Here is a 23,880-nt window from a genome sequence, read left to right as displayed (position 1 = left end):
ATGGTTATTGGGTTATTGTAGCATTATTGCAATGACAGGACGTGCCTTTTCCAGTTCGGCCAAGTTTAGGTCCAATCCAATAGGCCCCAATTGCTGTTGCATCATTTCATAGATGGGCTTCATGTCTTCAAAAGGTCCGGAGACCGTTTCCCGGGCGGTGGCCCCATAGTTATTCTTGGCCGTTTTGTCGGCCTTGGCATCCATTAGTAACTGTACCAGTTCTACCCTACCAAAAAATGCGGCTACATGAAGGGCGGTGGAACCGTCGTTGTTTTTTATTTCAAGATCGGCACCGGCATCGATAATGGCCGCGGTAATCTCTATTTTATCAAAGGTTATGGCCGAGATTAGAGGGGTCGCCCCACTTAGGGCATCTTTTTCGTTAAGGTCGGTACCGGCCTCAATATGCTGTTTAACAGCTTCTAGGTTACCAGTTATCACGGCCTGTGTTAGGGGAATATCCGGTGCGCTTACTTCGGTCTTGGCTATCGCTTGATCATTGCTTTTCTGTTTTTGTTGTCCGCAGGCGGCTAAGCACATGGCAATAATAAGTAGTAGATAACTCATTTGTTTAGCGGGACGGTTTTCTTGTTTTCTCATGATTTTACTTTTTAGTGATTCAACATTTTATTTGATGTTTCAAAGGTCCATCGAACGCTGACGCAGTACTAATCACCTATGGGGCAATGTATATAAGCCTTGCGGAAGCGATAAAAATTATGATGCAACCCTATAAACTATGACGCAACTCCCTTATTTTTATCTTGGCGCGTATTCATTTATATTTGTTTGAACCAATGGCCAGCCACCAAAAAAATACCATGCCAGACCCGTTTAAAAAAAGTCCTTTTACTGAGCAGGCCGAAGCCTTGGTCTTAGCGAATTTGAGCGATGAGCATTTTGGAGTATCGGAACTGGCAGCAGCCATGCACATGAGCCGGTCCAACCTTTTGCGGAAATGTAAAAAACAGACTCAACTATCTGCTAGTCAGTTTATCAGGCAGATACGCCTACAACAGGCGATGGAGCTGTTGAAGGATTCCGACCTTACGGTTTCCGAGGTTTCCTATCGTGTGGGTTTTGGTAGTACTTCCTATTTTATCAAATGCTTTAGGGAGGCTTATGGTTACCCTCCTGGGGAAGTGGGAAAAAAGGCCATCGAGGCACTCGCTCCACCCGAAGAAACAATCCACCAACCTTCCTTTTTGCAAAAATACAAATGGGTCGTAGCGATAGGAATTCCCCTATTGTTGGTCTTCCTCTATTTAGTGATTCAAAAAAGAAGTTCTTCTGAAGCCCAAAAGAGAGCGCTTCCAGAAATTGAAAAATCAATTGCGGTACTTCCCTTTAAAAACGAGAGCAGCGACTCTACCAATCTCTATTTTGTAAACGGTCTGATGGAGGCGGCATTGGGGAACTTGCAGAAGATTGAAGACCTAAGGGTGGTTAGTCGTACGTCGGCAGAAAAATATCGTAATTCTAATAAGAACATCGGAGAGATAGCCTCTGATTTAGGCGTCAATTATATTGTGGAGGGCAGCGGGCAGAAAGTGGGCGATCAGGTACTGCTGAACATACAGTTGATAGATGCCGCTACCGATTCCCGTATTTGGGGACAACAATATACACACGAGGTGGTAGACATCTTTGCCCTGCAGAACGAAGTGGCCAAAAAAATCGCCAACGCCGTTGAGGCCAATGTTACCCCTTCGGAATGGGAACAAATCGATAAAAAACCTACCGATAACCTTGTGGCATATGATTATTTTCTAAAGGCTCAAGAACCTTTTATACAAAGAACGGAAGCAGGCTTACAAGAAGCTATTCCCTTGTTTGAAAAAGCTCTGGAAGAGGATCCTGAATTTGCCTTGGTCTATGCCGATCTGGCCATTACCTACTATTATTTGGACCTTTATAAAAAGGAAAAGAAGTACACAGAAAAGATTAACAACTACGCTGATAAGGCACTTTTGTACGATTCTAAACTCACTGAAAGCCTTATTGCCAAAGCCCTTTACTATCAACATACTGGCGATTATCGTTTGGCAGTGCCCCACCTTCAAAAAGCCTTGGAATACAATCCAAATTCGTCGGCGGTGGTACAGATGCTGGCGCTTCTCTATTCCAATTTAATTCCGGATACCGGGAAATACTTGGAATATGCCCTGAAGGGAATTCAATTGGATATTGCTGCCAATGATTCCGTAGGAAAGAGTTACATCTATCTAAATTTGGGCAACGCCCTGGTTCAATCGGGCTTTACGGAAGAGGCTTTAAGCTATATAGAAAAGTCTCTACAGTTTGACCCGCAAAATTACTATGCACCTTATGTAAAGGCTTATATTTTGTATGCTAAAGACAGGGATTTGCAACAAACCCTTACCCATATTAAAAGGGAATTGCAAAAAGACCCTGCCCGTTTGGATATTTTACAGGAAACCGCCAAGTTGCATTATTTTAAAAGGGAATACGACAGTGCTTATCACTATTACAAACGGTTTGATGAAATTAGAACAACAAAAGGATTGGCAATCTACCCCCAAGAAGATATTAAACTTGCCGTAGTGTATGAAAAAATGGGACTTACCAAAGAAGCTTCCCGGTTTTTCCAATTGTATGTAGACTACTGTGAGCAAGATCAATCCATTTATAAGCCGGCCAGTATGGCCGTGAGATATGTCCATGAGGGAAAACTGGATCTGGCTATTGACCAGCTCAGGGAATTTGCCGACAAAAACCATTATCAGTATTGGATTTTATTGTTTATGAAATTGGATCCCGTGATTGAGCCTTTAGAAAAGCATCCCGAATTTAAATCCGTAATACAAAAAATCGAAGATCGGTTTTGGGAGAACCACAATCGGCTCCAAGAAACCTTGGAAACCAAAAACCTACTCTAGAAAATCAGTACTTTCTAGCGAAAATAGAGCCTTTCCCCGTTAGTTTAGCTTTCTTTTCACGACACAGTCAAAAAAAACGTTGATGAATAAGGGTTTGGTGGTAGTGGTTTTCAGTGTTTTCTTTTTTTTTAGCTGTACTACCGATGATAATTTATTTGACCCCAATGCCATACGCGTTCCGGCAGAAGTAGTTGGTGAGGTGTCCTTTGCGGACCCCAACTTGGTTCAAGAAGCAAAAGACCTACACACACGGTTACGGTCCATAACACAGCAGGGTATCGCCTTTGGTCAACAAGAAGCTATTGGCGGTGGTATTGAAGCGTTTGACCCCAATAGCCTGGAAAGCGATTTTAGTGCTATTGCCCAAGATTTCCCTGCCGTTATTGGCTTTGATTTAGAAAGCTTAGAGTTTAATGACCCATTAAATCCCAATCTCTCCTTCAGGGATTTCAGAAAGGAATTTATTGTAAAGGCCCATGAAAACGGAAGCATCATAACCATTTCCTGGCATGCAAGCAATCCTATTACAAGGCAAAATTCGTTTAGTAAGGTTCCCGCAGTAACCCAAATGTTGGAAAATGGTTCGCATCGTAAAGTGTTTCTTCAGCATATGGAGCGTTTGGCCCTATTTTTCAACGATTTAAAAGATTCCAGCGGAAACCCAATTCCGGTACTATTTAGACCGTGGCACGAGATGAACGGCGATTTTTTCTTTTGGGGAGAAGGCCTAAGAACAACAGAGGAGTTTAAACAATTGTTCAGGGATACGGTTACTATTCTTACGGAAGATTATAATGTTCATAATTTACTGTACATCTATGCGCCCAATCAATTTTCGCGTAGGGAGGAGTATTTAAAAAACTATCCCGGTGATGCCTATGTAGACCTTTTGGGTATTGATGTCTATGATTTTGAAAACGGTGGCTTTTTACAAAAAGCGATTCATAACCTAAAAATCGTTGAGCGGATCGCCATGGAAAAGAACATGCTCTTTGCACTTACCGAAACCGGTCTAGAGAACTTACCACAACCAGATTGGTATACGGAAAACTTGTACAAGGCCATTAGAAGCAGTGGCATTACCTATGCCATGGTCTGGCGTAATGCCGTCAAGACCCATTTTTACGTTCCCTTTCTGGGGCATTCCTCTGAAAACTCGTTCAAGAAATTTGTGGACAAAGACCTCATTCTTCTAAATAAGGATATTCAATAGACCTAACTATTGGGAAAATCGTACGGACTAAAATCCCTAACTCCCTCGTGCTTAAAGGGGTGTAAAACGGAACTTGAAATTGTGAATATCTATTCCCTTTTTTGATTTTACCGACTAATGCTTACCCCTATATTTGGCTCCCCTAAAAGAAAAAGTTATGAGTGCAACGTGGTACGAGTGTAAAGTAAAATATAGAAAGCTAGACGAAACATCGGGAACACAAAAGGTAAAGACAGAACCTTTTTTGGTAGATGCTATTTCCTATACTGAGGCCGAGAGCAGAATTACGGAAGAAATGTCCGTGTATTTAAGTGATACGGATGAAATAAAGATCACCAATATTAAAGTGGCCAATTATGCGGAGATTCACCCTTTTGAAAATTCGGACCGTTGGTTCAAATCCAGGGTGTCTTTAATTGCTTTTGACGAGGAAAGCGGTAAGGAACGTAAAACCAACCAATATCTGTTGGTACAGGCCAATGACGTAAAGGAAGCGTATGATAATACGGTGGGCGTTATGAAGGATACCATGGGAGAATATACCATTCCCGCCATATCGGAATCGCCTATAATGGATGTCTTCCCTTATTTTTCAGGTGAAGAAGATGAAATGGAGCGTTTGGAGAAATTCACCGCATTAAAAAATTCGGTTCCCGTAAACCTTGACATGGATGAGGAGCTGGAATTAGCAGATGTACTTTCTGGCGGAGAGGAAGAATAAATTCCATCTATAAATATATAAAAAGGCTGTCCGGTTTCTTCTCGGGCAGCCTTTTTTACGTTTTATACTCGGCACAATTCGTGTGGAACCGCGAACTTCATGTAGTATTCTTTAAAATTGTTACGTAACTCATTTTGTTTGAAAAATATTCATATTATCTGCAAAATTATTAGGATTAATTCAATAAAAATTGTATTATATAGTAACGAATTAAAAATAAATCAAAATATATGAGGCAACTGAAGATCACGAAACAAATTACGAACAGAGACACTAAATCCTTAGAAAAGTACTTTCAAGAAATATCAAAAATAGAATTGATTACTGCAGATGAGGAAGTAGAGCTCACTAGAAGAATACGTAACGGAGATCAGGTTGCCCTAAATAGATTAGTAAACGCCAATTTACGTTTTGTGGTTTCTACCGCCAAACAATACCAAGGAAGCGGACTACTACTCTCGGACCTTATTAACGAAGGAAATATAGGGCTGGTAAAAGCCGCTAAACGTTTTGATGAGACACGTGGTTTTAAATTTATCTCCTATGCCGTATGGTGGATCAGACAGGCTATATTATCAGCCATTTCACAACATTCCCGTATGATACGGTTACCCTTGAACAAAATTGGCCAAATAAGTAAAATAAACAAGGTGTACTCCTCTTTGGAACAATCGCACCAGAGACCGCCAAGTGCCGTGGAAATTGCCCGTGAATTGGACATGAGCGCCACACAGGTAAAAACGGCTTTAAAGAATTCCGGAAAACATTTGTCTATGGATGCGCCTTTTCAAGAGGGTGAATCTTCCAATCTGTATCAAGTAATTCAATCTACCGATGCCACCAGTCCGGATGCCAACATGATGAACGATTCACTAAAGACGGACCTTGACCTTATCTTAAGTTCACTGCCCAACAGGGAAAGTGAGGTTATTAAATTATACTACGGTATTGGTGAGCGAAACCCAAAGAGCCTGAGCGAAATTGGTGAACTCTTTGATATTACCAGAGAGCGTGTAAGACAGATCAGGGAAAAAGCCATTAGAATCCTTAGAAACCGTAGAAAGACCGATATTCTTCAGGCTTATCTGTAGCATTGCATAAATAGCATTATGAGAAGTCCGACTACTATACGTCGGACTTTTTTTTGATGTATGGAGGAAGACGAACGTACGCTAAGATGCAATTGCTCCAAAAAATGGCGCGCTCAAACTTCTGAAAAATCGATACCTTTGGGTCAAACGCGATATTAAATAGCATTCAGAACCATGTCATCTCCATCCTATATTACCGTTAACGGTCACCCGCACGTTATTTACCAAGAAAATCCACTTTCTCCAGAAGAACTGGCCAAACAGAGCGAAGCTTTTTATTCCTTGTTGGACCAACGCCGTTCGGTTAGGGAATATGCAGATACTCCGGTTCCTAAAGAAGTGGTAGAAAACTTGATCAAAACCGCCTCCACAGCCCCTTCCGGAGCCCATAAACAACCATGGACGTTTTGTGCGGTCTCCAACCCTGCCCTTAAAACCCAAATTAAGGAAGCCGCCGAGGCCGAAGAAAAAGAAAGTTACGAAAGTAGGATGAGCGACCGTTGGAAAAAAGATTTAGAACCTCTGGGCACGGACATGCACAAACCCTTTTTGGAAATTGCCCCTTGGTTGATCGTGGTGTTTAAAAAGGTACATGACCTTGGTGATGAAGGCGAAAAAATAAACAATTACTACGTAAATGAATCTGTGGGTATTGCCTGTGGCATGCTCATAACCGCTATACACAACGCAGGTCTGGTCACTTTGACCCACACCCCTAGCCCTATGAATTTTCTGGCCAAATTGCTGAACCGCCCCAGTAATGAACGTGCATTTCTATTGTTGCCCGTAGGCTATCCGAAATCACCCACATACGTGCCGGATATTGAGCGAAAACCTTTGGATGAGGTGGCGGAGTTTTATGAGTAGGAATTTAACTCAGAATTCTAAAAATATTGAAGTGCCGCAGTTTGGGCATTTTTTATGAATATATCTTTATTGCTATATTTAAGTTATCTGAATATTCGCCTTTGCAAACCTTTTAAATGCACTATTTACTATTCCAAAATTATAATTTGCTATATAGTGTCCTAACTAGTTTCAAAATATTGGGGAATCATCAATATCTTCAGTTTCAATATCTTCTTCATCACTTATTTCATCTGCTAAAATAACTGCAATTCTTTCTTCGATTGTATTATACAATTTACATAATGAATAATCAGTTAAATCAACTGGTTTTAAAATCGTAGAATGACTCTTACCTGCGTCCTCATGTAAAGTAACGTCATCATCGTAATGATTTGAACTATCCAATTTTACAATCCAATCCATCCCAGCAGTTATGGTATAAAACAACACCTTATTAAATGCCTTTTTCTTTGTCCAATCTTCATTAAGCTTAGTAATAAACCTGCTTTTCAAAGCTAACTGGCGCACTTGAGGATTGGAAAACAGATAGGTTACTAAAATAAAAATAAAGTCTAATCCCAACATTTTAAAGAAAGTAATCCAACTGCAGTTTATAAATAAGTAAGTAAAAGGGAGAGAAAGTAAAACTAATAGTATGTAAAAGGGTATAACAGAACCCTTGTGAGGCGTTGCGTAGGTCAATAAGTCAGTTACGTTGAAATTTTCATTATCCATGTTATCAACTACATATCTACGAGCAATAAGACCACCCATACTATGTCCAACTAAAAGGACATAAGAATAAGATTTACCAGCCTCATCAAGATAATTTTTTAAAAAATTTGAAAGCCGATATATATCGGGACTTTTAAATATCGTTTTCCCAACGAAGCTTTTTTTATCCTCAGGAGTGTACACGACATATAATAAGTCAACAGGAGTAAACTTAGTCCACTTTTTGTTAAGTGCAATAGTAAAATCTTTCCATGTCTCCTTGCTCCCGCCTAAGCCATGAATGAAAACTACTGCAATTTCAGCTGTGCCATTTTTATCACCGATTCTAGAAATCATATGAATAGAGTTACTTGCCTAATTCATCGATTTGTCTTGAAATCTTACCAAGCAAAACAAGGAACACTTCTCGATTCGGCTCATCTAATGATTGAGTATTTAAATTTTCAAGGGAGTAAGATATTGACCTTAGTATTTCAAGAGGCTTATCCGATTTTTTCTTTTCATATAATTTTTTACCATAATAATTTAGAATTTCATCTGAAGAGGATTTTAATTCGGTTATCCATTTTTGGTCCTTTTTCCATGCTAACTCAGAAAAGCTTGCGTCAGGATTTTCCTTCTTTAAATCTTTTATTAATGGCTCTTCATATTTATTGACAATAGCTTTATGACTGTTTAAAAAATCTTTCCAAAGTTTTTCATAAGTAAAAAAGCTTTTAGCATTTGATGTCCTTCCTATTTCTCTTGCTTGTGAAACAGGAATTCTCATTCTAATATAATCAAAATAGGTATTCTTTAGGTCTAATATATCCTTTGGGCTATAACTCCAATCTACTATATCTTTACCATAAACACCATTGTAGACTTTCAAATATTTGAATAAATCAACAAAGTAACCTTCACGTTTGTCTAGTCTTGTATATAACTTGTCATAACCGTAATTCATTAAATAATCCTCCATCAAGCCAAGTATTTCTAACCATTCAATTATTCGTTGCTCCTTTACTGCCATCATATCAGCAATTTCAGAATGGTCGAAGCCTAACAGAACAAGTTCTTTACATCTCAGATACTTTTCAATTGGATCATAATCTACTTTTGAATCAACTCCAATCTGATATACTGTTTCTAAGTATATGATATCTTTTTTACTATCTTCAAGTTCATCAGGAAGTATGATTGCCCTAAATTTAATCTTATCTTCATCTTCTTTTATACCTTCGTTAATCTTGGAAATAATAGAAGCTCTCCTGTTTCCATCAATTATAATTCCGTCTTTTGTAACAATTCCTGGTTCATTCTGACCGAAATGTTCAATACTCTCTTTAGTTTGTTTATTACGGGCTTCTGCACTATTCCATAAAAAGGAAATTATTAAGTCTTTATTTTTAATTGGATCAATTTCCCCAAATTCCTTCTCATAAGACAATGTTATTGCCTTAATTCTTCCATTATATTTGTTGTAAGTAAGATATTCCAGAGGAATCTCTACTACTGGTCTTTCCAGTGGTTTGCCTTTATAACTTATTTTTTTTACTTCACCACTATTAGGTTCAAGCTCACTTAACAAATTAATTATTGTATCTTTTTTCATTTTAACAGCCCTATACTATATTATTTTCTTACAATTTAAGTGTAAAATTTGATTTCTGATTTTAAATTTAATTTTCAGTGCCATAAACTTTATAAAACAATTTCAGTTTGATGATTATCAAAACTCATCCATTTCCCAACTAATCCACCGATCCATTCCATCCTGATACCATCGGTCACCGGAAAGAAAAAGCAGGTCATTGTTTCGTTCTACCTCAAATTCTATGGGCTGGTTGTAGATATTTCCGGCTTTCCATGCGTCAAAACATTGTAGGAGCAAGTCTACTTGCGCGTCTTTGGTCAGGTCCATATCCAGTGCATACAGTTGTTTTATGAGGGGTACGGCTTCCGTAGAAAGTTTATCGTCATAATGAATCAATGGTGATAACCGTATGATGCTATCGTTTAGATTCTTGCCCGTTGTTGCCCTAAAGAACATCATGGCCATATAATTGGCGGTGTCCGGCGGTTGATATAAAATGGTTTTGGCTTGGTTAAAAACGGTTTCCATAAAGAAACTCACTTGTGATTTAAACTTGTGTAGGAACAGCTTCTTTCTTCTATATTTTTGCGAGTCCAACCTCCAATTATAAAAGTTTTCCTTGGTATCCGAAGACATTAAAGGGTTACTAGTGCCCAAGGAGACTATCTGTATGTCCTTTAGGTCTATACCTAATTTATAAGCTTCTATAATCCCGGCCAGAATAGGGTTGTTGAAACCGCCCAAAGCGCCATCCCAAAGCTCAAAGAAAACGCCGCTTTCCTTGGCCTTGAAGCGCGCAGGAAAATCAAAATACTGTACCGGGGCGTTGGAAGAACCGTTAATGGCCTGTGTAAGCCGCACGGAATCATAACGGGAAGGCGTTAGCGCATAGGACTTGAAAAACTTGGCCCTATTATTTAGCGCATCATAGGTGCAGACCACAATTTTTAGAGACTCCTTGCCTATAATTTTTGGCAACTCGTTCATCTGTACTTTATCTATCTCGGGAAATAGGTATTCAAAAGCTTCTTTCTTTTTGGTAGCGCTGTACTTGGGGCCAAAACCAATACCCACAAAACGCAGGTAATCTACCGGAAAAAAGCGGTCCCAAAAGGCGTTCTTATGAAAAATACGCTCTCGATTTTCCTTCGCCCTAAATAAACTAATGGCTTTGTCTATGGTATAATTTTCGGCCAATGCGGCCAAAACAATACTTCCCCCAGAATTGGCAATGACCAGGTCAAACTTACGGAGCACCTCATGGCCGTTCATATTTCCGTAGCGGTCCCTGAGGGTAAGCAATTGTATTATGGCCCAACTGCCACCACCGTCTAACGATAAGATTTTATACATGAATTGGTTGGTTCTATGAACTGCTGATTTGAAGTGAATAAATATATAAATTTAATACGTAAACGATTACAGAAAGACGTAATACCCAACACCAATTTACAGGAACACGTACCCAACCACAGCCAAATTTAATACGGGTTACATTTTGGGTTCACTTTTTTGGAAATACGGCGTATTCCATGCGGAACAAACCCTAAAAAACCAATATCTTCGCGCCCGCTATGTGGATGTATCTTGGGCTTTTGGCCGCTTTATTCTTAGGGTTTCACAACCTTCTTAAAAAACATGCCGTTCAGGGCAACGAAGTGTTTCCGGTGCTTTTGGGTACCATTTCTTCGGGCTTTCTATTGCTGCTTCCTTGCTATTTGGGTTCTATTTGGTTTCCCGCCAAAATGCTGGATTTGCAATTGTATGTCACGGATATTCCCCTAAAAACCCATGGGTTTATCTTTATAAAGTCCGCTATCATGGCAGCCTCATGGTTATTGGCCTACCAAGCGCTAAAGCATTTGCCCATTACCATTGTTACGCCCATACGGTCTGCAGGTCCGTTTTTCACTTTTATAGGTGCTATTACCATTTACCAGGAGAAACCGAACGGCTGGCAGTGGATAGGATTCTTTCTGATTATATTTTCGGTATTGCTGTATTCCAGAATAGGAAAAAAAGAGGGCATTCACTTTAAAAGGAATAAATGGATTTTCGCTATTGTAGGCGCTACCTTTTTAGGGGCTTCCAGCGGACTGTACGATAAATTCCTGATTCAGAGCCTTACTTTGAATCCGCAGACGCTGCAATTCTGGTTTTGCTTTTATACCATTCTCATATTGTTGGTCATCTTAAGCATTACCTGGTTCCCGAATGCGGAAAAGCGCAAAGCGTTCAAATGGCGGTGGTCCATTCCGTTGGTGGGTATACTGTTGCAAATAGCGGATTACTTCTATTTTAAAGCGCTACAAGACCCAGATGCATTGATTATGTTGCTTTCCGCCATTAAAAGGAGTCAGATTATCATAGCCGTAGTGGTAGGCGGACTCATCTTTAAGGAACAGAACAAACGCAAGAAACTGGTTCCTTTGGCCGGCATTATGATCGGGGTGTTCTTAATTTTGTATGCTACCTGAGGTTGTTAGCCTACAGTATTTCCTCATTTGCGGATTAGATGGAACGGTATTTTCAAAAGGACCCAAATTCTTAAAGTAGTGAAAGGTCAATTTTAAAATACTGTAACAAACGTTGGTTAGTCTCGTCTTTAAGGCGAAACGAATGACCAACCCATGAGAAATACACCACTGCTTATCTTCATCGTACTCCTACTAACCTCTTGTACTCAACAAAAAGAAACAAAATATAGCATCGGTCAAAAATCCGTAACATTTGTTGATCAATCCAGAGACAGACCGTTACCGGCTGAAATATGGTATCCCACTCTAGATACTTTAATTCATAAAGAGCCAAAAGAGAATCCAAAGGAGCTTTTTAAAAATATAGAAACAGTAGCAAATGCCACTATTCCTGATGAGAAATTCCCGTTACTTGTTGTCTCTCACGGAACTGGAGGAAATCGGTTTTCTCTTACTTGGTTCATAGCAGAAATGGTAAAAGAAGGCTACGTAGTGGTTTCACTGGACCATTATGGAAATTCTACTTTCAACAAGATACCAAGGGAATTCGTAAAATGGTGGGAAAGGGCCATTGATGTTCAATATGTGCTGACCGAAGTTCTCAAGGACACCGAAATGGGGACAAAAATAGATACGACTAGAATTGGTGGCGTAGGTTTTTCCTTGGGTGGTTACACCAATATCGCTTTGGCGGGTGGCTATGTTGACAGAACCGTAACCGAAGATGAAAAACCCGAAGAGCGGGAATTGCCAGCGGAATTCCCGGATACGGATGAAATTATAGATTATGAAAATGATAGCCTTATCGTTTCGTCCTACATTCAATATCGTAATCTAGTAAAAGATGATAGGATAAAGGCCTTTTTTGTAATGGCTCCGGCAATAGGATTCGGCTTTCATTCCAAAGAGCAGACCCATAAAATTACAGCTCCAATATATATAGTTGCCGGAAAGGGAGATTCAGTAGCACCTGTAGGTACCAATGCCAAAAAGTATCATGAATTAATTAACACCAGTAAAATGTATCTTTTTGATGAAAACGTTGGGCACTATGTGTTTTTAAATGAATCTACGACTTTAGGGAAGGAAATAGTACCCGAAATAGCCGTTGACCACCCCAGCGTCAACAGAAAAAACATTCATGACAAAACATTGCAATTGGCATTGGATTTTTTCAATAGTTCGTTGTGAGGGTTTTAAATTTTGTATTCCTAGGGAATAAAATTAGAACACCCCCTGTTTTCCATTTTATCATTTTTTGACCGCTATCATCATATGCGGACTGAACGTTAACAGATTGCTATCGTTCTCCGTAAGGTCCATCAATTGAAGTAAATTATTTTTCTTTTTTTCATTGGCCATACTGCCAAAAAAATCCTTATCCAGCCAAACCATGCCTTCCACGGCATGTATGTTTATATAGTTCAATCCTTGTTCTATGAATTCGCCCTTTAGTTCATCCGGTCTGTGATAGTAGGCTTCCGCCAACAACCAAGGGAAATCCACAGGTGGGTTATGGATTCCCGTTTGTAATTCTTCCTTGCACATATCAAAAAAGCTGGGCTTGTGAATGAGTCCGTTTAAAAGGCCTACCAAAGTAGTTGCCGAATAATTTATGGCGAAGCCCAATAATACACCGCCCGTTTTTAACACTCTTTTAGCCTCACAAATGGCCGCTTCCCTATCTTTCTTTTCCTGCAGGTGATAAAGCGGACCGTGCAAAATAATTACATCTGCATAATTATCAGGGAAATCCAGTTTTCTGGCCTCGCCCAAACGGACAGAAAATTTGTTCTTTAGTTTGTGGGCTCTATTTTCCGCAAAGGATATATGTTTGGGAACCGGGTCTATCATGTGCACCTGATGTCCTTTTTTGGCCAACCATTCCGAATATTTTCCGGTACCGCCACCTACATCCACTATCGTAGATTTTGGATTTTCAATATACTTTTCGATTAACGATTTTATACGTTCAAATTCAAAGACACCCATTCCTTTATCCAGTCGGGTCTCTTCGGATGCATTGGTATAGAAAAGCTCTATATCCCTACTTATTAATGATTTGTCATACATTTTAACACACTAGTATTTACGCCCTGCCCAAACGAAGTAGTTAAGGTACAGGCTATGTCAATTGGTTTTTTATCCAGTTGATTTACAATTTAAAGTTTTGTGATTATATCTCGAAAGAACATATCCGCACATTAAAGTTTAGACACTTCAATGCAGCCCTCAAGTGGAGCATAGTCTTTAGCTTAAGACCCGAATTTATATGTAGTACTAGTAAAACAGGTGATAAATATATTAATTAAAATTATAAATGCGACCAAAAATAAGATTCAAACCTAAGGTGTTGTGCCTATCTTTGCATTTGTAACCGGTTTCTTTGAAAACCATAATTTTAGTAGCTATAGCGTATGCCATTTAAAAAATTACACCCGCACTTATTGGAGAACTTAGAGCGATTGGAGATTGAAGCACCAACCCCTTTTCAAAAAAGTAGCATTCCCGTAATTAAAAGTGGCATCAATGTCTTTGCCTTTGCTAAAAAAGGCAGCGGAAAAACCACCACTTTGGTGTTAACCACCTTGCAAAAACTAAAATGTGAAGCTGTGGGAGACGCACCCCGAGCAGTGGTTATGGTTGAAAGCAAAGAAAAAGTATTGGAATTATACCAAACCTTTATTGAATTTACCAAATACAGCTCCTTACGTGTGTATGCCAGTTACGAACAATTGCATATTGACGTTCAAAAATCTGAAATATACTTGGGTATAGATATTCTGATTACCACCCCTAAAACATTACACAACCTGTTTTTGACCAATGGAGTAAGTATTTCCGAACTAAAAATAGTTAGTGTGGACGATGCCGAATTCCTATCCAACAAAAAAGAATCCACAGGCCTGATCGCCATGGCGGCAAGTATCAAAAAAAGTCAGTTTGTCATTTACGCCGAAAAACCGCATCCCCAATTACAGCGTTTAGAGAACCACTTTATGGAGCACTCCAGAACCGTAAAGTCTTAAACCAGAAACTATTACCAAGAAATAGGAAAGTAATCCTTTAAGAACTTTCCACACCAGTGTTTTCCGGTATTGATGCCATCAAAAAGCGGGTCTACTACCCTAGCAGCACCATCAACAATATCCAACGGCGGCTGAAAATCGTGTACTTCCTGCTTTCTTTTGGCCAGTTCCGCAGGGTCCTCGTCCGTAACCCAACCGGTATCTACGGCGTTCATATAAATGCCATATTTTGCCAATTCCCCGGAAGCGGTATGGGTAAGCATATTCAAGGCCGCTTTGGCCATATTGGTGTGCGGGTGACGCGATTCCTTAAAAAACCGATGGAACTTTCCTTCCATAGCGGTTACATTTATAATGTGCTTTTGCCCCGTATTTTCCTTTTTCATGACTTCCGAAAGTCGGTTACAGAGAACAAAAGGTGCCACGGAATTCACCAGTTGCACCTCTACCATTTCGGTGGTTTCAATTTCACCCAATTTTAGGCGCCAGCTGTTGGTCTTCCGTAAATCTACTTGTTGTAGATCGGCATCTAACTGACTCTCCGGAAATACTTCCTGTGCCACCAAGCTCGCATCAAAACTATACGGAATCTGAGATAGTTTTGCAGATGACCGTAACCCGATGCCAGGCTCGGGACCGTGCCAAGAAACCGGCATATTTTTGTTGGAAGAAGCTGCAGTAGTTAACGTATTCAGTTCTTCCAGACAATTTATATGGTCCTTTAGAACTCCTTGCGCGAACTTTGGCAGGGATTCAAATGGGCGTTCCTCATTCTGCATAAGGTGGGCATAAAACCCTGCAGGGCGGCGTACCGTCTGGGCCGCATTGTTAATGAGAATATCCAGTTTTTCATAATTCTGCTCAATGTAATTACAGAATATTTCCACACTGGGAATGTGTCTAAGATCCAAGCCGTGTATTTTCAGGCGATGTCCCCATTCCATGAAATCCTCTTCCTTTGAAAAACGTAATGCAGAATCTACAGGGAAACGTGTCGTAGCAATAACGGTTGCACCTCCACGGAGCAACATTAACGAAATATGATACCCAATTTTAAGTCGGGAACCGGTAATGACCGCTACTTGCCCCTTAACATTGGCCGTTTGAAAACGTTTGGCATAATTAAGGTCTCCACAATCTGTACACATGGTATCATAAAAATGGTGGAGTTTGGTGAATTTGGCCTTGCAGACATAACAATCACGGGGCGATTCCAATTCAGGTGTGTCCTTTTGGGCCAAATCGGCCGCAGCCAATAATTTTGGCGCAACAAATACCGAAGCTTCACGCGCATACCGAATTCCAGTTTCGTTACGTGCACTTCTATCCTTTGCTGCCTGTTTACGCTTTGCCGCTTTTTTAGCATCTTTCTTTCTGCGCGAAAACTCTTCCCTACTGGGGCGGGACAATTGCCCCGAAGCTTTGATCAAGGCGGTACGTTGCGCTTTGGGAATTTCAAATATCTGATCGGTATTCGCTACCAATCGCTCTAGAACGGCTATGGCTTGTTTTACCTCGTCTAAAGAAACCTCCTGATTATCCTGCAATTCTTCACTCTTCATTCCGCCTATTTTTCTTTAGCATCCCACTAACCGAACACTATTTTACGCCGCGCGAAATTACACCTTTATTTGTACCGTTGTACTTAAATTCTACAAAAACAAAGATTCGCTGTCCGCTAAGAAAAACAGAATCACACGCGAACAAAAAACGCCTGTCCAAAGGACAAGCGTATTGTTTCGTAAAGTACTATTCCCCTATTTATTCCATATCGATAATACCTACAACTTCATAAGCTCTGGTACCATTAACCTGTATTTTTTCGTACAGTACATTGGCATACTCGTAATAGTTAAGACCGTCTATAGTTACCTTTTCATAATCGTCCGGTAATTCATAAACTACCGTACCAATTTCCGGTTCTACCACTTCATATTCATTACCCACTTCAGTATAAAAAGTGCCCCCAACATTAAAATACACTCGATTGTTATACCTGACTCTATTATACCCTACTGGCAAAGAGCTTATTCTAAAACCAATTTTAGGTGCAATTGGAATATAACGACCTCTGGAAGAAGTGTAAAACCTATTATTGGCATAATAGTAATTCTGACCTTGGTACTTTACCACCCTTTTATTAGGTACCGTTCTTACCGCTACCACTTTCTTCTTTGGGGTTTTGTAAACCACTTTTTTACTGGACACCCTACGTGGTGTGTTGTTTGCTACCGTTTTTGTAACCGTAGTTTTTGTAGTGGTTCGTTTGCGGGTCTGGGCATTTGCCGCAAAAGAGAATCCGATTATTAAAAGCGCTAATGCATAATATTTTTTAGTAATTGTTTTCATGGGTCATACATTTAAAAGTTAAACTTTCACTTAATCATTCGATACTAAGACAACAATTATTGAGCCTGGTTTAACTTGAAAAGCCCATATTTGGGACATAATAGACGAGTTGGCTATTTTTATCTACGAACATTAGAATTTTATAGACAGAAAAAAGCGCAATCCGGAGACCACGCTTTTATACTAAACTCAACTCAAATATTATTTCAGCAAAGCCAAGATGCCTTCCAATTCGGTAAGATTTAAACTTGAATCATTATCAGTATCCAAAGTGTCAAAATTCTCTGAAACCGAACCCATAGCCTCTGTAGAACTTATAGCACTATTATTATCGGTATCCAACAAACTGAACAAGCTAGCCACTTGCTGTACCGTTGAATTAGAACTTAATGAACTTAATAAGGAAGCTGCCTGAGATGCAGTGGACGTATTTACGTTCTTAACACTGTTACAACTGGTCAATACGGCTATAAGTACAAATGATGCTACTGCTTTTTGCATGGTTTTGTGTTTTAAATTTGTATAAGCACAAAAATACTTTCACCTATGGGAAAAGAGAAAAGATATATACGTACGCTACATTTTGCACTACATAAATGCCGTATTTATAGATGAAAAAATTTAAAACAGTTCTCTTGATCTAGGAGTGTATATTGATGGCATTTTTGGCCATAAAAAAAGCCCATCCGTTAAGATGGGCTTTTTGTAAAACTTAAAGTATATATAGAATTATAATACTGTTACGTTTACTGCGTTTAGGCCTTTTTTACCTTCTTGTAGATCAAATTCAACTTCATCGCCTTCACGAATTTCGTCTACTAAACCTGAAACGTGTACAAAGTGATCTTTTTCAACGCCTTCTTCAGTGATAAAACCAAAACCTTTGGTATCGTTGAAAAATTTTACTGTTCCTTTACTCATTGTAATGTAATTAAAAATTTATACTGCTTATTAAAGGACAAAGATGACGCCAATTTTTTTAGTAATGGTAATTTAATTCACTTATTTTCAACTTATTATCACAGTACCTTCTTGTCCTTTCCCCACTTCGCCCCCAACCCCCTAGAAACGTTGGGTTTGTATTGAGCTAAGAGCAGTTTCGACATTACAAAAAAGAAGGAATTACAGCACCGCTACCCTAACTTTCTTGTTCTTTAAACGGGAATTGTTCAATTTTTTAGTCAGTTTATCAGCAAGGGACACGGGTACGGAAACAAATGCACAGTCCTGTTTTAGTTCAATAATCCCTAATTGGTCTTTATTTAGTCCACCTTGTTTAAAGAACAGACCGGCAATATCCCCTTTTGAAATTTTATCCTTTCGCCCACCTGAAATAAAGAGGGTTTCCCAATATTGAGATTGAAAGGCTGCTTTTTTAGAAATATCTACCGTAGCCACATCTTTAATGAATTCCGGTATAAATTCCGTTTTAGACCTTAAAACATAAGCGGTACCCTTAGCATTTACACGAGCAGTTCTGCCGTTACGGTGCGTGAATTCTTCTATAGCCCTGGGAAGTTCATAATGAATGATATACTTCATTTCGGGAATATCTATACCTCTAGCCGCTAAATCTGTTGCAATGAGTACTTGGCAGGTTCCGTTTCTGAACTTAATTAAGGAACGCTCGCGATCTCTTTGCTCCATACCTCCTGAAAAACAAGTATGGTTGATTTTATTTTTATTCAAAAATGTGCTTACCCGCTCAATACTGTCCTTGTAATTGCAAAAGATAATTCCTGGCTGATTGCCAATATACAATAGCAAATCCAATAAGGTCTGCAGCTTGTCCTTATCTGGGGAAACAACCATTTTGATGGCCAGTTTAGATTCCTTTTTTGAATCCAGATAATCAATAACCACCGGGTTATCCAGCTTAACGAACTTAGGAATCTCAACTCCCTGCGTGGCGGAAGTAAGAATCCGCTTTTCCAAATTAGGAAGTTGATTGATGATGGCGCTCATTTCACCTTCAAAACCTGTTTCCAAAGATTTATCAAATTCGTCCAACACCAAGGTTTTGATATCCTGTTTTGAAAATCGGTCTCCCCCAAAATGATCCGCTATCCTTCCGGGCGTGCCTATCAATATAGCTGGGGTATGTTTCAATTCAATTTTATCTTTGGAAATGGGTCTTCCGCCATATACTGCATTTACTTTAAAACCGGAGCCCATATCACGCACCACCTGTTCTATCTGTATCGCCAGTTCACGCGACGGCACCAGTACCAATGCCTGAATTTCCGAACATTCCGCATCTAAGGTTTCCAACAGAGGCAATAAAAAAGCCAAGGTTTTACCCGTTCCCGTGGGTGACAACAGCACGGTATTTTTATTTTTACCGATGACCGATAAAGCTTCCTCCTGCATGGGATTAAGACTTGGTATTCCCAGTTTCTTTAAAATATCCGCTTGCGTACGAATTGTATTGGACATAGCTGCTTATTTTTTTAGGGATTCCAATTTTGGAGTGGCCGGAGTATTTTGTACAATATGATCTGCCAATACCTTCTCTATCAGTTCTTCCTTTGTTAAATGATGAAAAATGGTCTTTATCTTATCCTTTGTTTCTACGGATACATTACGATTGGGTTTTGTTTTAAAAACGCGTTTGGCCCAAAGCGTCAGATTGGTTTCTTCCCTATCTTGAGCATCCTGTTTCTTCATTTCATTGAAAACCAGTCCCAATTCTTCTTCAAACTCCGGTATGTCCTTTCGCTCCTCCTCCTGTATAATGCTGAGCGAAAGCCCTTTTGCTCCTGCCCTAGCCGTACGCCCGCTTCTATGCACATAGGCTTCATAAGTATCCGGCAGGTGATAATTTACCACATATGAAATCTCTTTTACGTCAATACCACGGGCCGCTAAATCCGTAGCAACAAGGATGTCTATATGACCTTCCCTAAATTGCCCCATGATGCGGTCCCTGATTCCCTGGGTTAAGCTACCATGAATAGACCCCGAAGAAAATTTGTTGATGGCCAGCTTTTTGGCCAATTTATTAACGGCCGCTTTTGTTTTGCAGAAAATAACGCCACGTTCCCCTTCCTTGGTGTTCAAAAAATGAAGTAGGACCTCTAACTTTTCTATAGGCTCTACCACGATATATTTGTGGTCAATACCTTGGTTGCCCATCTGTGCCATATCCGCTTCTATGTGCACTACATGTTTGGACATATAGTTCTGTACCAATTGCTTTACAGTGCCGGGCATGGTTGCGGTAAACAATAATGTTCTTCTGGATTTTGGCATTTCCTCGCCAAGCTTATCCAAATCAGTCTTTAATGCTGTTACCATTTCATCGGCCTCGTCCAATACTAAAAACTTTATCTTATTTATACTGACCGCCTTACGCTGGATTAAATCGATCAGCCGTCCTGGTGTGGCCACGATTATTTGGGTAGGTTCCTTAAGCCGTTCAATTTGAGGTTTAATAGGTATACCACCACAAACCGAAGCTATAGAAATAGCAGGGCTGTGCGCAGCAAAAGAAACCAAATTCTCATAAATTTGATGCCCCAATTCCCTGGTGGGTGATAGTATTACGGCCTGCACCTCTGTTTTTTTCGTATTGACCAACTGAAGCAAAGGCAAGCCAAAAGCAACTGTTTTACCGGTTCCCGTTTTGGCCAATGCCACTACATCTTCTTTCTGTTTCAGAAGAATGGGAATGGTCTTTTTCTGAATATCCGTAGGAACGGAAATCTTTAAATCGGTTAAGCTTTGAAGTACTTGCTCGTTGATTCCTAAATCGGAAAATGATGTAGACATAAAATGGATTTAAACAAAGATAAGTACACCTGGCCCCAGAAAGGTATTAAAAGATGTACTATTTAATTGAAAAAAGGGGCTTTAGAAATAAGCCCCCTTTTGAAATTGTATAAAAATAAGGTTTACGCTTCCTATAGCGTACGCTTGGATTTTCTGTAAATGTATTTTGGGTAAATGCTACGCTTGGCAAAACGGTTCAATTTATTGGAATTTACCATTTTAATATAAACGGATTTGGTTACTCCAAAATACTCATAAGTGGTACCATCCATAAAAGTAATCTCCAACAACATACCCTTGTGAACATAGTCCGCAATACCGGAATTGGTAATGGTTTCCGTATAGGCATCAAGGTTGGCCGCAATGGTTTCAGGAGCAATGCTCACCAAAAAGTGATAGCCGTCAATAATAGCTCGACTTTTAACTTCTGCCTCTTCGCGCTTAGCATCTCCTTCTTGAAACTTATCAGGATGCCATTCCTTAACCAAATTACGGTAGGTGGTCTTAAGTATCTTAAGATCAATCTCCTTTTCAATTCCGAACAACTTCTTATACTGACTAATGCGTTTCATAGACCCAATTTTTGAAGCGGCGAAGCTACGTCTTTATTTTGAACCACTTACCGATAATTTTGCCTTTTTTTAAAGGGTTGAAATTAAACCGTTTTTAGGGTGTTTTGGCAGGTGAAAAGAAGCTATGGCAAGAATTATATATAGTTTCATTTATGCGTGTTTTTAATTTACACTTCAAAAGTGAAACTATAGGCGCACACATGAAAAGGGAATAGAAGTTTGACCCATTTGACTATACGAAACTGCTGTTTTTATCGACGGGATTTTTGGGGTAACCCTAGAATTCACACTACTGTTAAACTTCTACCAAAAAACAGTTCTTACTTAAGTTAAACGTAGTCCAATTCCTATATTTGAAATAAGATGAGCCAAAACCTTTGTTTATGAAGAATCTTCTTTTCTCGGTTTTCTGTTTCTATTTTCCGCTTACCGCATATAGTCAAATAGTCCCGAAAGAAAAGATTTCGCTAGATTCTTTACTCATAAAAAATTTATCTCAATACCGTTTTGAAGCCCCCTTGAATTTAAATGAAGAAGTTTTTAAAACCGGTTATTTTGATTACCAGATATCCGAAAAATTTAGCGCCGGCCTAGAACGTAATTACGCCAAGTTTGGTACCCACGAGCAAATTGCGGGTGCTATAGTTCTTAAATATGATGTAAATGAGAAGACCTATCTCTATGCACGTACCGGGAAGACCTTTGATATTGACCAACGCACCGGAAGTACTGAGAGTGCCTTAATAAATGTGAATTTAGGTATTGGTTACAGAATAAAGGAAAAACAAGTACTGGAAGTAGGCATAATAGCCGGTAAGACCAACATACCTAGTCTTCCCCCAACAAATCAGTTTTTATTGTCCATACGGTTTAGATTCTGATGGCCGTAAATACAAAAAAATCCGGCTACCAACGGCAACCGGATTTTCTCTCAAAACTAACCCCTACATCATCTCACGTCATAAAAACTCACTAATTCAAATAATTATTTACTGCCGCCGCCCTTTCGGACACATGGCTATTCAATTCACTTATGGCCGCTTGGAAGTCCGCACTGGAATTCAAGAACGTATATCCCTCAACTTCCGCGGTGGCATACGGTTCAACTAATGAAGTATAGGCAGCGTATTTGGTTTGCATTGCGCTAACTGTAAAAACGTTATTGGCAAACTCCCGTACATAGCTATCATATTTTGCCTTGTACGTGGCATCTTCATACATGTATCCAATCAACGGCCACTCTGTATCATTTAAATCCGAGAAATCTAATGCCAAAGCACCTTGTTGATTGCCCCGTTGTAATGCTTCGTTATTATCCCATGGAATCCACGCCAGTTTTTCTGTATCGGGATTGTTGTACAAAAAGTAATTATGTGTCATTCTTCCATAGGTGTCCCAGTTTTGGATGACCGTATTTACCGCCAAGTAATTCAAGAATGTATCCGTATCAAAAACGGTTTCTAGTTGGGTACGCCACGCATCAGGATCAGTGGTACGGTTATCTGCATGCAAAGCGGCAAAAAGGCTTTCTATATCAGAAAAGTCAGCTTCGTCCTCATTGGTTTTCTTAACGAATACATCTTCAGAAAAAGAGCCATCCGCAAAGCTTGCACCATCGCCATCAGGTTTGTACAAATTACCATCATTATCGGAAAATTGGATGTCTATAACCGTATCATCTACCTCTTCTACCAATGTATACACGCCAAAATATTCAGGGCCGTTACCATGGTCTACGTACACTTCATAAATAGCGGCATGTGAGCTGGCCAAACCGGCTTCTCTAAACAAATCCGTAGCTACTTTTTCGCGCAGCATAGATTTATCATTGTAATTATTTTTCAGGCTCAATTTTTTAAACCCGTAAAAACGCTGGTTATCAATTTGTGGGTACTCGTCTTCAAACTCATCAAAATCTAGCTTAAAGGACAGTTTTAATATTCCTGCGGACCAACTGGATTGCAAACTAGAGTTTCCTTTAAAACGTAGACCTACGCGGTACCATTCCTTATCTTCAAAAAGAACTTCTCCAGGCACAAAAATTGGGTCTTCGTCAGTTTCAACAAGTCCACCACCACCTGGTCCACCAGGGCCCGGTCTGCCACCTGTACCACCAAATTCTCCATATAGAGTGGTCATATCATCTAACATACTCTGCCAGCGATCTTCTGTAATAATTAGGTCTAAGCGCTTTACGGTGTTATCTTCAAAAACCACATCAAAATTAGGATCGGCAGATTTGCTATGTGTGGCATCCGTCCAATCCATAGCTTCAAAATCACTATCGGCATATGATTCCACATAAACTTCGTCATCCTCCGTTTCTTCGTTAGATTCGTCGGTTACCTCTACACCATCTTCCGTAGTAGTTATGGCATCATCATCCGAGCAAGAAATTGTAAACGAAACATGCATTGCCAGCAGGACCAACAGGCTTATTTTTTTCATTGTAAATGTATTTTGAGTTATAATCTATGAAACAAAGGTGCTTATTTGAATTGCACCCTATTTGAAGAATCTGTGAATGACGGATACTTTTCAGTGAATGCTTAAAACTATACGGTGGGGTGTTTTTGCAAGTAGAATTGTAAAACCAA

Annotated in this window: 22 protein-coding genes; 9 read left to right on the top strand and 13 right to left on the bottom strand. The window is 39.6% G+C overall.

The window, feature by feature from the left end; all coding sequences use genetic code 11:
• Positions 1-12 precede the first annotated feature (12 nt).
• A complete protein-coding gene (locus tag SJY45_RS03740; RefSeq protein ID WP_400073320.1) occupies positions 13-600 on the bottom strand; it encodes an ankyrin repeat domain-containing protein in 588 nt (195 codons plus the stop codon).
• Positions 601-821: 221 nt separating this feature from the next.
• Between SJY45_RS03740 and SJY45_RS03735 the strand changes: the two genes are divergently transcribed.
• From SJY45_RS03735 to SJY45_RS03715, 5 genes are all read left to right on the top strand, one after another.
• Positions 822-2,900 (top strand): helix-turn-helix domain-containing protein, encoded by a 2,079-nt coding sequence (locus tag SJY45_RS03735; protein WP_400073319.1) that lies wholly within the window; start codon positions 822-824, stop codon positions 2,898-2,900.
• A gap of 82 nt (positions 2,901-2,982) precedes the next feature.
• The gene (locus tag SJY45_RS03730) at positions 2,983-4,113 is read left to right on the top strand and encodes a glycoside hydrolase family 26 protein (RefSeq protein ID WP_400073318.1); all 1,131 of its coding nucleotides are present in this window, start codon (positions 2,983-2,985) and stop codon (positions 4,111-4,113) included.
• A gap of 157 nt (positions 4,114-4,270) precedes the next feature.
• Positions 4,271-4,834 (top strand): DUF4494 domain-containing protein, encoded by a 564-nt coding sequence (locus SJY45_RS03725; protein WP_215440382.1) that lies wholly within the window; start codon positions 4,271-4,273, stop codon positions 4,832-4,834.
• A gap of 230 nt (positions 4,835-5,064) precedes the next feature.
• The gene (locus SJY45_RS03720) at positions 5,065-5,925 is read left to right on the top strand and encodes an RNA polymerase sigma factor RpoD/SigA (RefSeq protein WP_303406590.1); all 861 of its coding nucleotides are present in this window, start codon (positions 5,065-5,067) and stop codon (positions 5,923-5,925) included.
• Between the two features lie 174 nt (positions 5,926-6,099).
• Positions 6,100-6,792, top strand: coding sequence for a nitroreductase family protein (locus tag SJY45_RS03715; protein WP_400073317.1), 693 nt, complete (start codon positions 6,100-6,102; stop codon positions 6,790-6,792).
• Positions 6,793-6,963: 171 nt separating this feature from the next.
• On the opposite strand, the gene SJY45_RS03710 is transcribed toward SJY45_RS03715, so the two are convergent.
• The 3 genes from SJY45_RS03710 to SJY45_RS03700 form a co-directional block, all read right to left on the bottom strand.
• Positions 6,964-7,845, bottom strand: a complete 882-nt coding sequence (locus SJY45_RS03710) for an esterase/lipase family protein (protein ID WP_400073316.1) — start codon at positions 7,843-7,845, stop codon at positions 6,964-6,966.
• Between the two features lie 10 nt (positions 7,846-7,855).
• The gene (locus SJY45_RS03705) at positions 7,856-9,103 is read right to left on the bottom strand and encodes a hypothetical protein (RefSeq protein ID WP_400073315.1); all 1,248 of its coding nucleotides are present in this window, start codon (positions 9,101-9,103) and stop codon (positions 7,856-7,858) included.
• A 117-nt stretch (positions 9,104-9,220) separates the two neighbouring features.
• On the bottom strand, positions 9,221-10,438 hold the full coding sequence (locus tag SJY45_RS03700) for a patatin-like phospholipase family protein (RefSeq protein ID WP_400073314.1): 1,218 nt from the start codon (positions 10,436-10,438) through the stop codon (positions 9,221-9,223).
• A gap of 221 nt (positions 10,439-10,659) precedes the next feature.
• On the opposite strand from SJY45_RS03700, the gene SJY45_RS03695 reads away from it, so the two are divergent.
• Positions 10,660-11,562 (top strand): EamA family transporter, encoded by a 903-nt coding sequence (locus tag SJY45_RS03695; RefSeq protein WP_400073313.1) that lies wholly within the window; start codon positions 10,660-10,662, stop codon positions 11,560-11,562.
• 153 nt (positions 11,563-11,715) lie between these two features.
• Positions 11,716-12,753, top strand: coding sequence for an alpha/beta hydrolase family protein (locus tag SJY45_RS03690; protein WP_400073312.1), 1,038 nt, complete (start codon positions 11,716-11,718; stop codon positions 12,751-12,753).
• Positions 12,754-12,813: 60 nt separating this feature from the next.
• On the opposite strand, the gene SJY45_RS03685 is transcribed toward SJY45_RS03690, so the two are convergent.
• Positions 12,814-13,635, bottom strand: coding sequence for a class I SAM-dependent methyltransferase (locus SJY45_RS03685; protein WP_400073311.1), 822 nt, complete (start codon positions 13,633-13,635; stop codon positions 12,814-12,816).
• A gap of 344 nt (positions 13,636-13,979) precedes the next feature.
• Here SJY45_RS03685 and SJY45_RS03680 point away from each other — a divergent pair, with 344 nt between their 5' ends.
• Positions 13,980-14,591 carry a DEAD/DEAH box helicase gene (locus tag SJY45_RS03680; protein ID WP_400073310.1) on the top strand — a complete coding sequence of 204 codons (612 nt, stop codon included), beginning with the start codon at positions 13,980-13,982 and terminating at the stop codon, positions 14,589-14,591.
• Between the two features lie 11 nt (positions 14,592-14,602).
• On the opposite strand, the gene SJY45_RS03675 is transcribed toward SJY45_RS03680, so the two are convergent.
• The 7 genes from SJY45_RS03675 to SJY45_RS03645 all read right to left on the bottom strand — a co-directional run bounded on the left by SJY45_RS03675 (position 14,603) and on the right by SJY45_RS03645 (position 21,283).
• The gene (locus tag SJY45_RS03675) at positions 14,603-16,153 is read right to left on the bottom strand and encodes an SDR family oxidoreductase (RefSeq protein WP_215440373.1); all 1,551 of its coding nucleotides are present in this window, start codon (positions 16,151-16,153) and stop codon (positions 14,603-14,605) included.
• A gap of 199 nt (positions 16,154-16,352) precedes the next feature.
• On the bottom strand, positions 16,353-16,940 hold the full coding sequence (locus SJY45_RS03670; RefSeq protein WP_400073309.1) for a DUF6515 family protein: 588 nt from the start codon (positions 16,938-16,940) through the stop codon (positions 16,353-16,355).
• A gap of 201 nt (positions 16,941-17,141) precedes the next feature.
• Positions 17,142-17,441, bottom strand: coding sequence for a hypothetical protein (locus tag SJY45_RS03665; protein ID WP_400073308.1), 300 nt, complete (start codon positions 17,439-17,441; stop codon positions 17,142-17,144).
• A gap of 228 nt (positions 17,442-17,669) precedes the next feature.
• The gene (locus SJY45_RS03660; RefSeq protein WP_194527301.1) at positions 17,670-17,861 is read right to left on the bottom strand and encodes a cold-shock protein; all 192 of its coding nucleotides are present in this window, start codon (positions 17,859-17,861) and stop codon (positions 17,670-17,672) included.
• 201 nt (positions 17,862-18,062) lie between these two features.
• The gene (locus SJY45_RS03655) at positions 18,063-19,376 is read right to left on the bottom strand and encodes a DEAD/DEAH box helicase (protein WP_400073307.1); all 1,314 of its coding nucleotides are present in this window, start codon (positions 19,374-19,376) and stop codon (positions 18,063-18,065) included.
• Between the two features lie 6 nt (positions 19,377-19,382).
• Complete coding sequence (locus SJY45_RS03650) at positions 19,383-20,711, bottom strand: DEAD/DEAH box helicase (RefSeq protein WP_400073306.1); 1,329 nt, start codon at positions 20,709-20,711, stop codon at positions 19,383-19,385.
• A 131-nt stretch (positions 20,712-20,842) separates the two neighbouring features.
• Positions 20,843-21,283 (bottom strand): KTSC domain-containing protein, encoded by a 441-nt coding sequence (locus SJY45_RS03645; protein ID WP_400073305.1) that lies wholly within the window; start codon positions 21,281-21,283, stop codon positions 20,843-20,845.
• A 383-nt stretch (positions 21,284-21,666) separates the two neighbouring features.
• Between SJY45_RS03645 and SJY45_RS03640 the strand changes: the two genes are divergently transcribed.
• Positions 21,667-22,164, top strand: a complete 498-nt coding sequence (locus SJY45_RS03640) for a hypothetical protein (protein WP_400073304.1) — start codon at positions 21,667-21,669, stop codon at positions 22,162-22,164.
• A 91-nt stretch (positions 22,165-22,255) separates the two neighbouring features.
• Here the strand turns inward: SJY45_RS03640 and SJY45_RS03635 are convergent, their stop codons facing one another.
• Positions 22,256-23,731 carry a CotH kinase family protein gene (locus SJY45_RS03635; RefSeq protein ID WP_400073303.1) on the bottom strand — a complete coding sequence of 492 codons (1,476 nt, stop codon included), beginning with the start codon at positions 23,729-23,731 and terminating at the stop codon, positions 22,256-22,258.
• Positions 23,732-23,880: the final 149 nt, after the last annotated feature.

Origin of the sequence: Zobellia russellii (assembly GCF_044597075.1) — a bacterium.
Taxonomy (GTDB): domain Bacteria; phylum Bacteroidota; class Bacteroidia; order Flavobacteriales; family Flavobacteriaceae; genus Zobellia; species Zobellia russellii.
The sequence above is the reverse complement of the archived record's forward strand: the minus strand, read 5'-3'. Positions and strand labels throughout refer to the sequence as shown.

Coding starts and splice junctions, on each gene's coding strand:
- SJY45_RS03700 (WP_400073314.1), bottom strand. CDS start 10,438: ATGTATAAAATCTTATCGTTAGACGGTGGTGGCAGTTGGGCCATAATA.
- SJY45_RS03665 (WP_400073308.1), bottom strand. CDS start 17,441: ATGCAAAAAGCAGTAGCATCATTTGTACTTATAGCCGTATTGACCAGT.
- SJY45_RS03645 (WP_400073305.1), bottom strand. CDS start 21,283: ATGAAACGCATTAGTCAGTATAAGAAGTTGTTCGGAATTGAAAAGGAG.
- SJY45_RS03660 (WP_194527301.1), bottom strand. CDS start 17,861: ATGAGTAAAGGAACAGTAAAATTTTTCAACGATACCAAAGGTTTTGGT.
- SJY45_RS03680 (WP_400073310.1), top strand. CDS start 13,980: ATGCCATTTAAAAAATTACACCCGCACTTATTGGAGAACTTAGAGCGA.
- SJY45_RS03735 (WP_400073319.1), top strand. CDS start 822: ATGCCAGACCCGTTTAAAAAAAGTCCTTTTACTGAGCAGGCCGAAGCC.
- SJY45_RS03725 (WP_215440382.1), top strand. CDS start 4,271: ATGAGTGCAACGTGGTACGAGTGTAAAGTAAAATATAGAAAGCTAGAC.
- SJY45_RS03675 (WP_215440373.1), bottom strand. CDS start 16,153: ATGAAGAGTGAAGAATTGCAGGATAATCAGGAGGTTTCTTTAGACGAG.
- SJY45_RS03720 (WP_303406590.1), top strand. CDS start 5,065: ATGAGGCAACTGAAGATCACGAAACAAATTACGAACAGAGACACTAAA.
- SJY45_RS03695 (WP_400073313.1), top strand. CDS start 10,660: ATGTGGATGTATCTTGGGCTTTTGGCCGCTTTATTCTTAGGGTTTCAC.
- SJY45_RS03685 (WP_400073311.1), bottom strand. CDS start 13,635: ATGTATGACAAATCATTAATAAGTAGGGATATAGAGCTTTTCTATACC.
- SJY45_RS03740 (WP_400073320.1), bottom strand. CDS start 600: ATGAGAAAACAAGAAAACCGTCCCGCTAAACAAATGAGTTATCTACTA.
- SJY45_RS03635 (WP_400073303.1), bottom strand. CDS start 23,731: ATGAAAAAAATAAGCCTGTTGGTCCTGCTGGCAATGCATGTTTCGTTT.
- SJY45_RS03705 (WP_400073315.1), bottom strand. CDS start 9,103: ATGAAAAAAGATACAATAATTAATTTGTTAAGTGAGCTTGAACCTAAT.
- SJY45_RS03715 (WP_400073317.1), top strand. CDS start 6,100: ATGTCATCTCCATCCTATATTACCGTTAACGGTCACCCGCACGTTATT.
- SJY45_RS03670 (WP_400073309.1), bottom strand. CDS start 16,940: ATGAAAACAATTACTAAAAAATATTATGCATTAGCGCTTTTAATAATC.
- SJY45_RS03730 (WP_400073318.1), top strand. CDS start 2,983: ATGAATAAGGGTTTGGTGGTAGTGGTTTTCAGTGTTTTCTTTTTTTTT.
- SJY45_RS03690 (WP_400073312.1), top strand. CDS start 11,716: ATGAGAAATACACCACTGCTTATCTTCATCGTACTCCTACTAACCTCT.
- SJY45_RS03640 (WP_400073304.1), top strand. CDS start 21,667: ATGAAGAATCTTCTTTTCTCGGTTTTCTGTTTCTATTTTCCGCTTACC.
- SJY45_RS03710 (WP_400073316.1), bottom strand. CDS start 7,845: ATGATTTCTAGAATCGGTGATAAAAATGGCACAGCTGAAATTGCAGTA.
- SJY45_RS03655 (WP_400073307.1), bottom strand. CDS start 19,376: ATGTCCAATACAATTCGTACGCAAGCGGATATTTTAAAGAAACTGGGA.
- SJY45_RS03650 (WP_400073306.1), bottom strand. CDS start 20,711: ATGTCTACATCATTTTCCGATTTAGGAATCAACGAGCAAGTACTTCAA.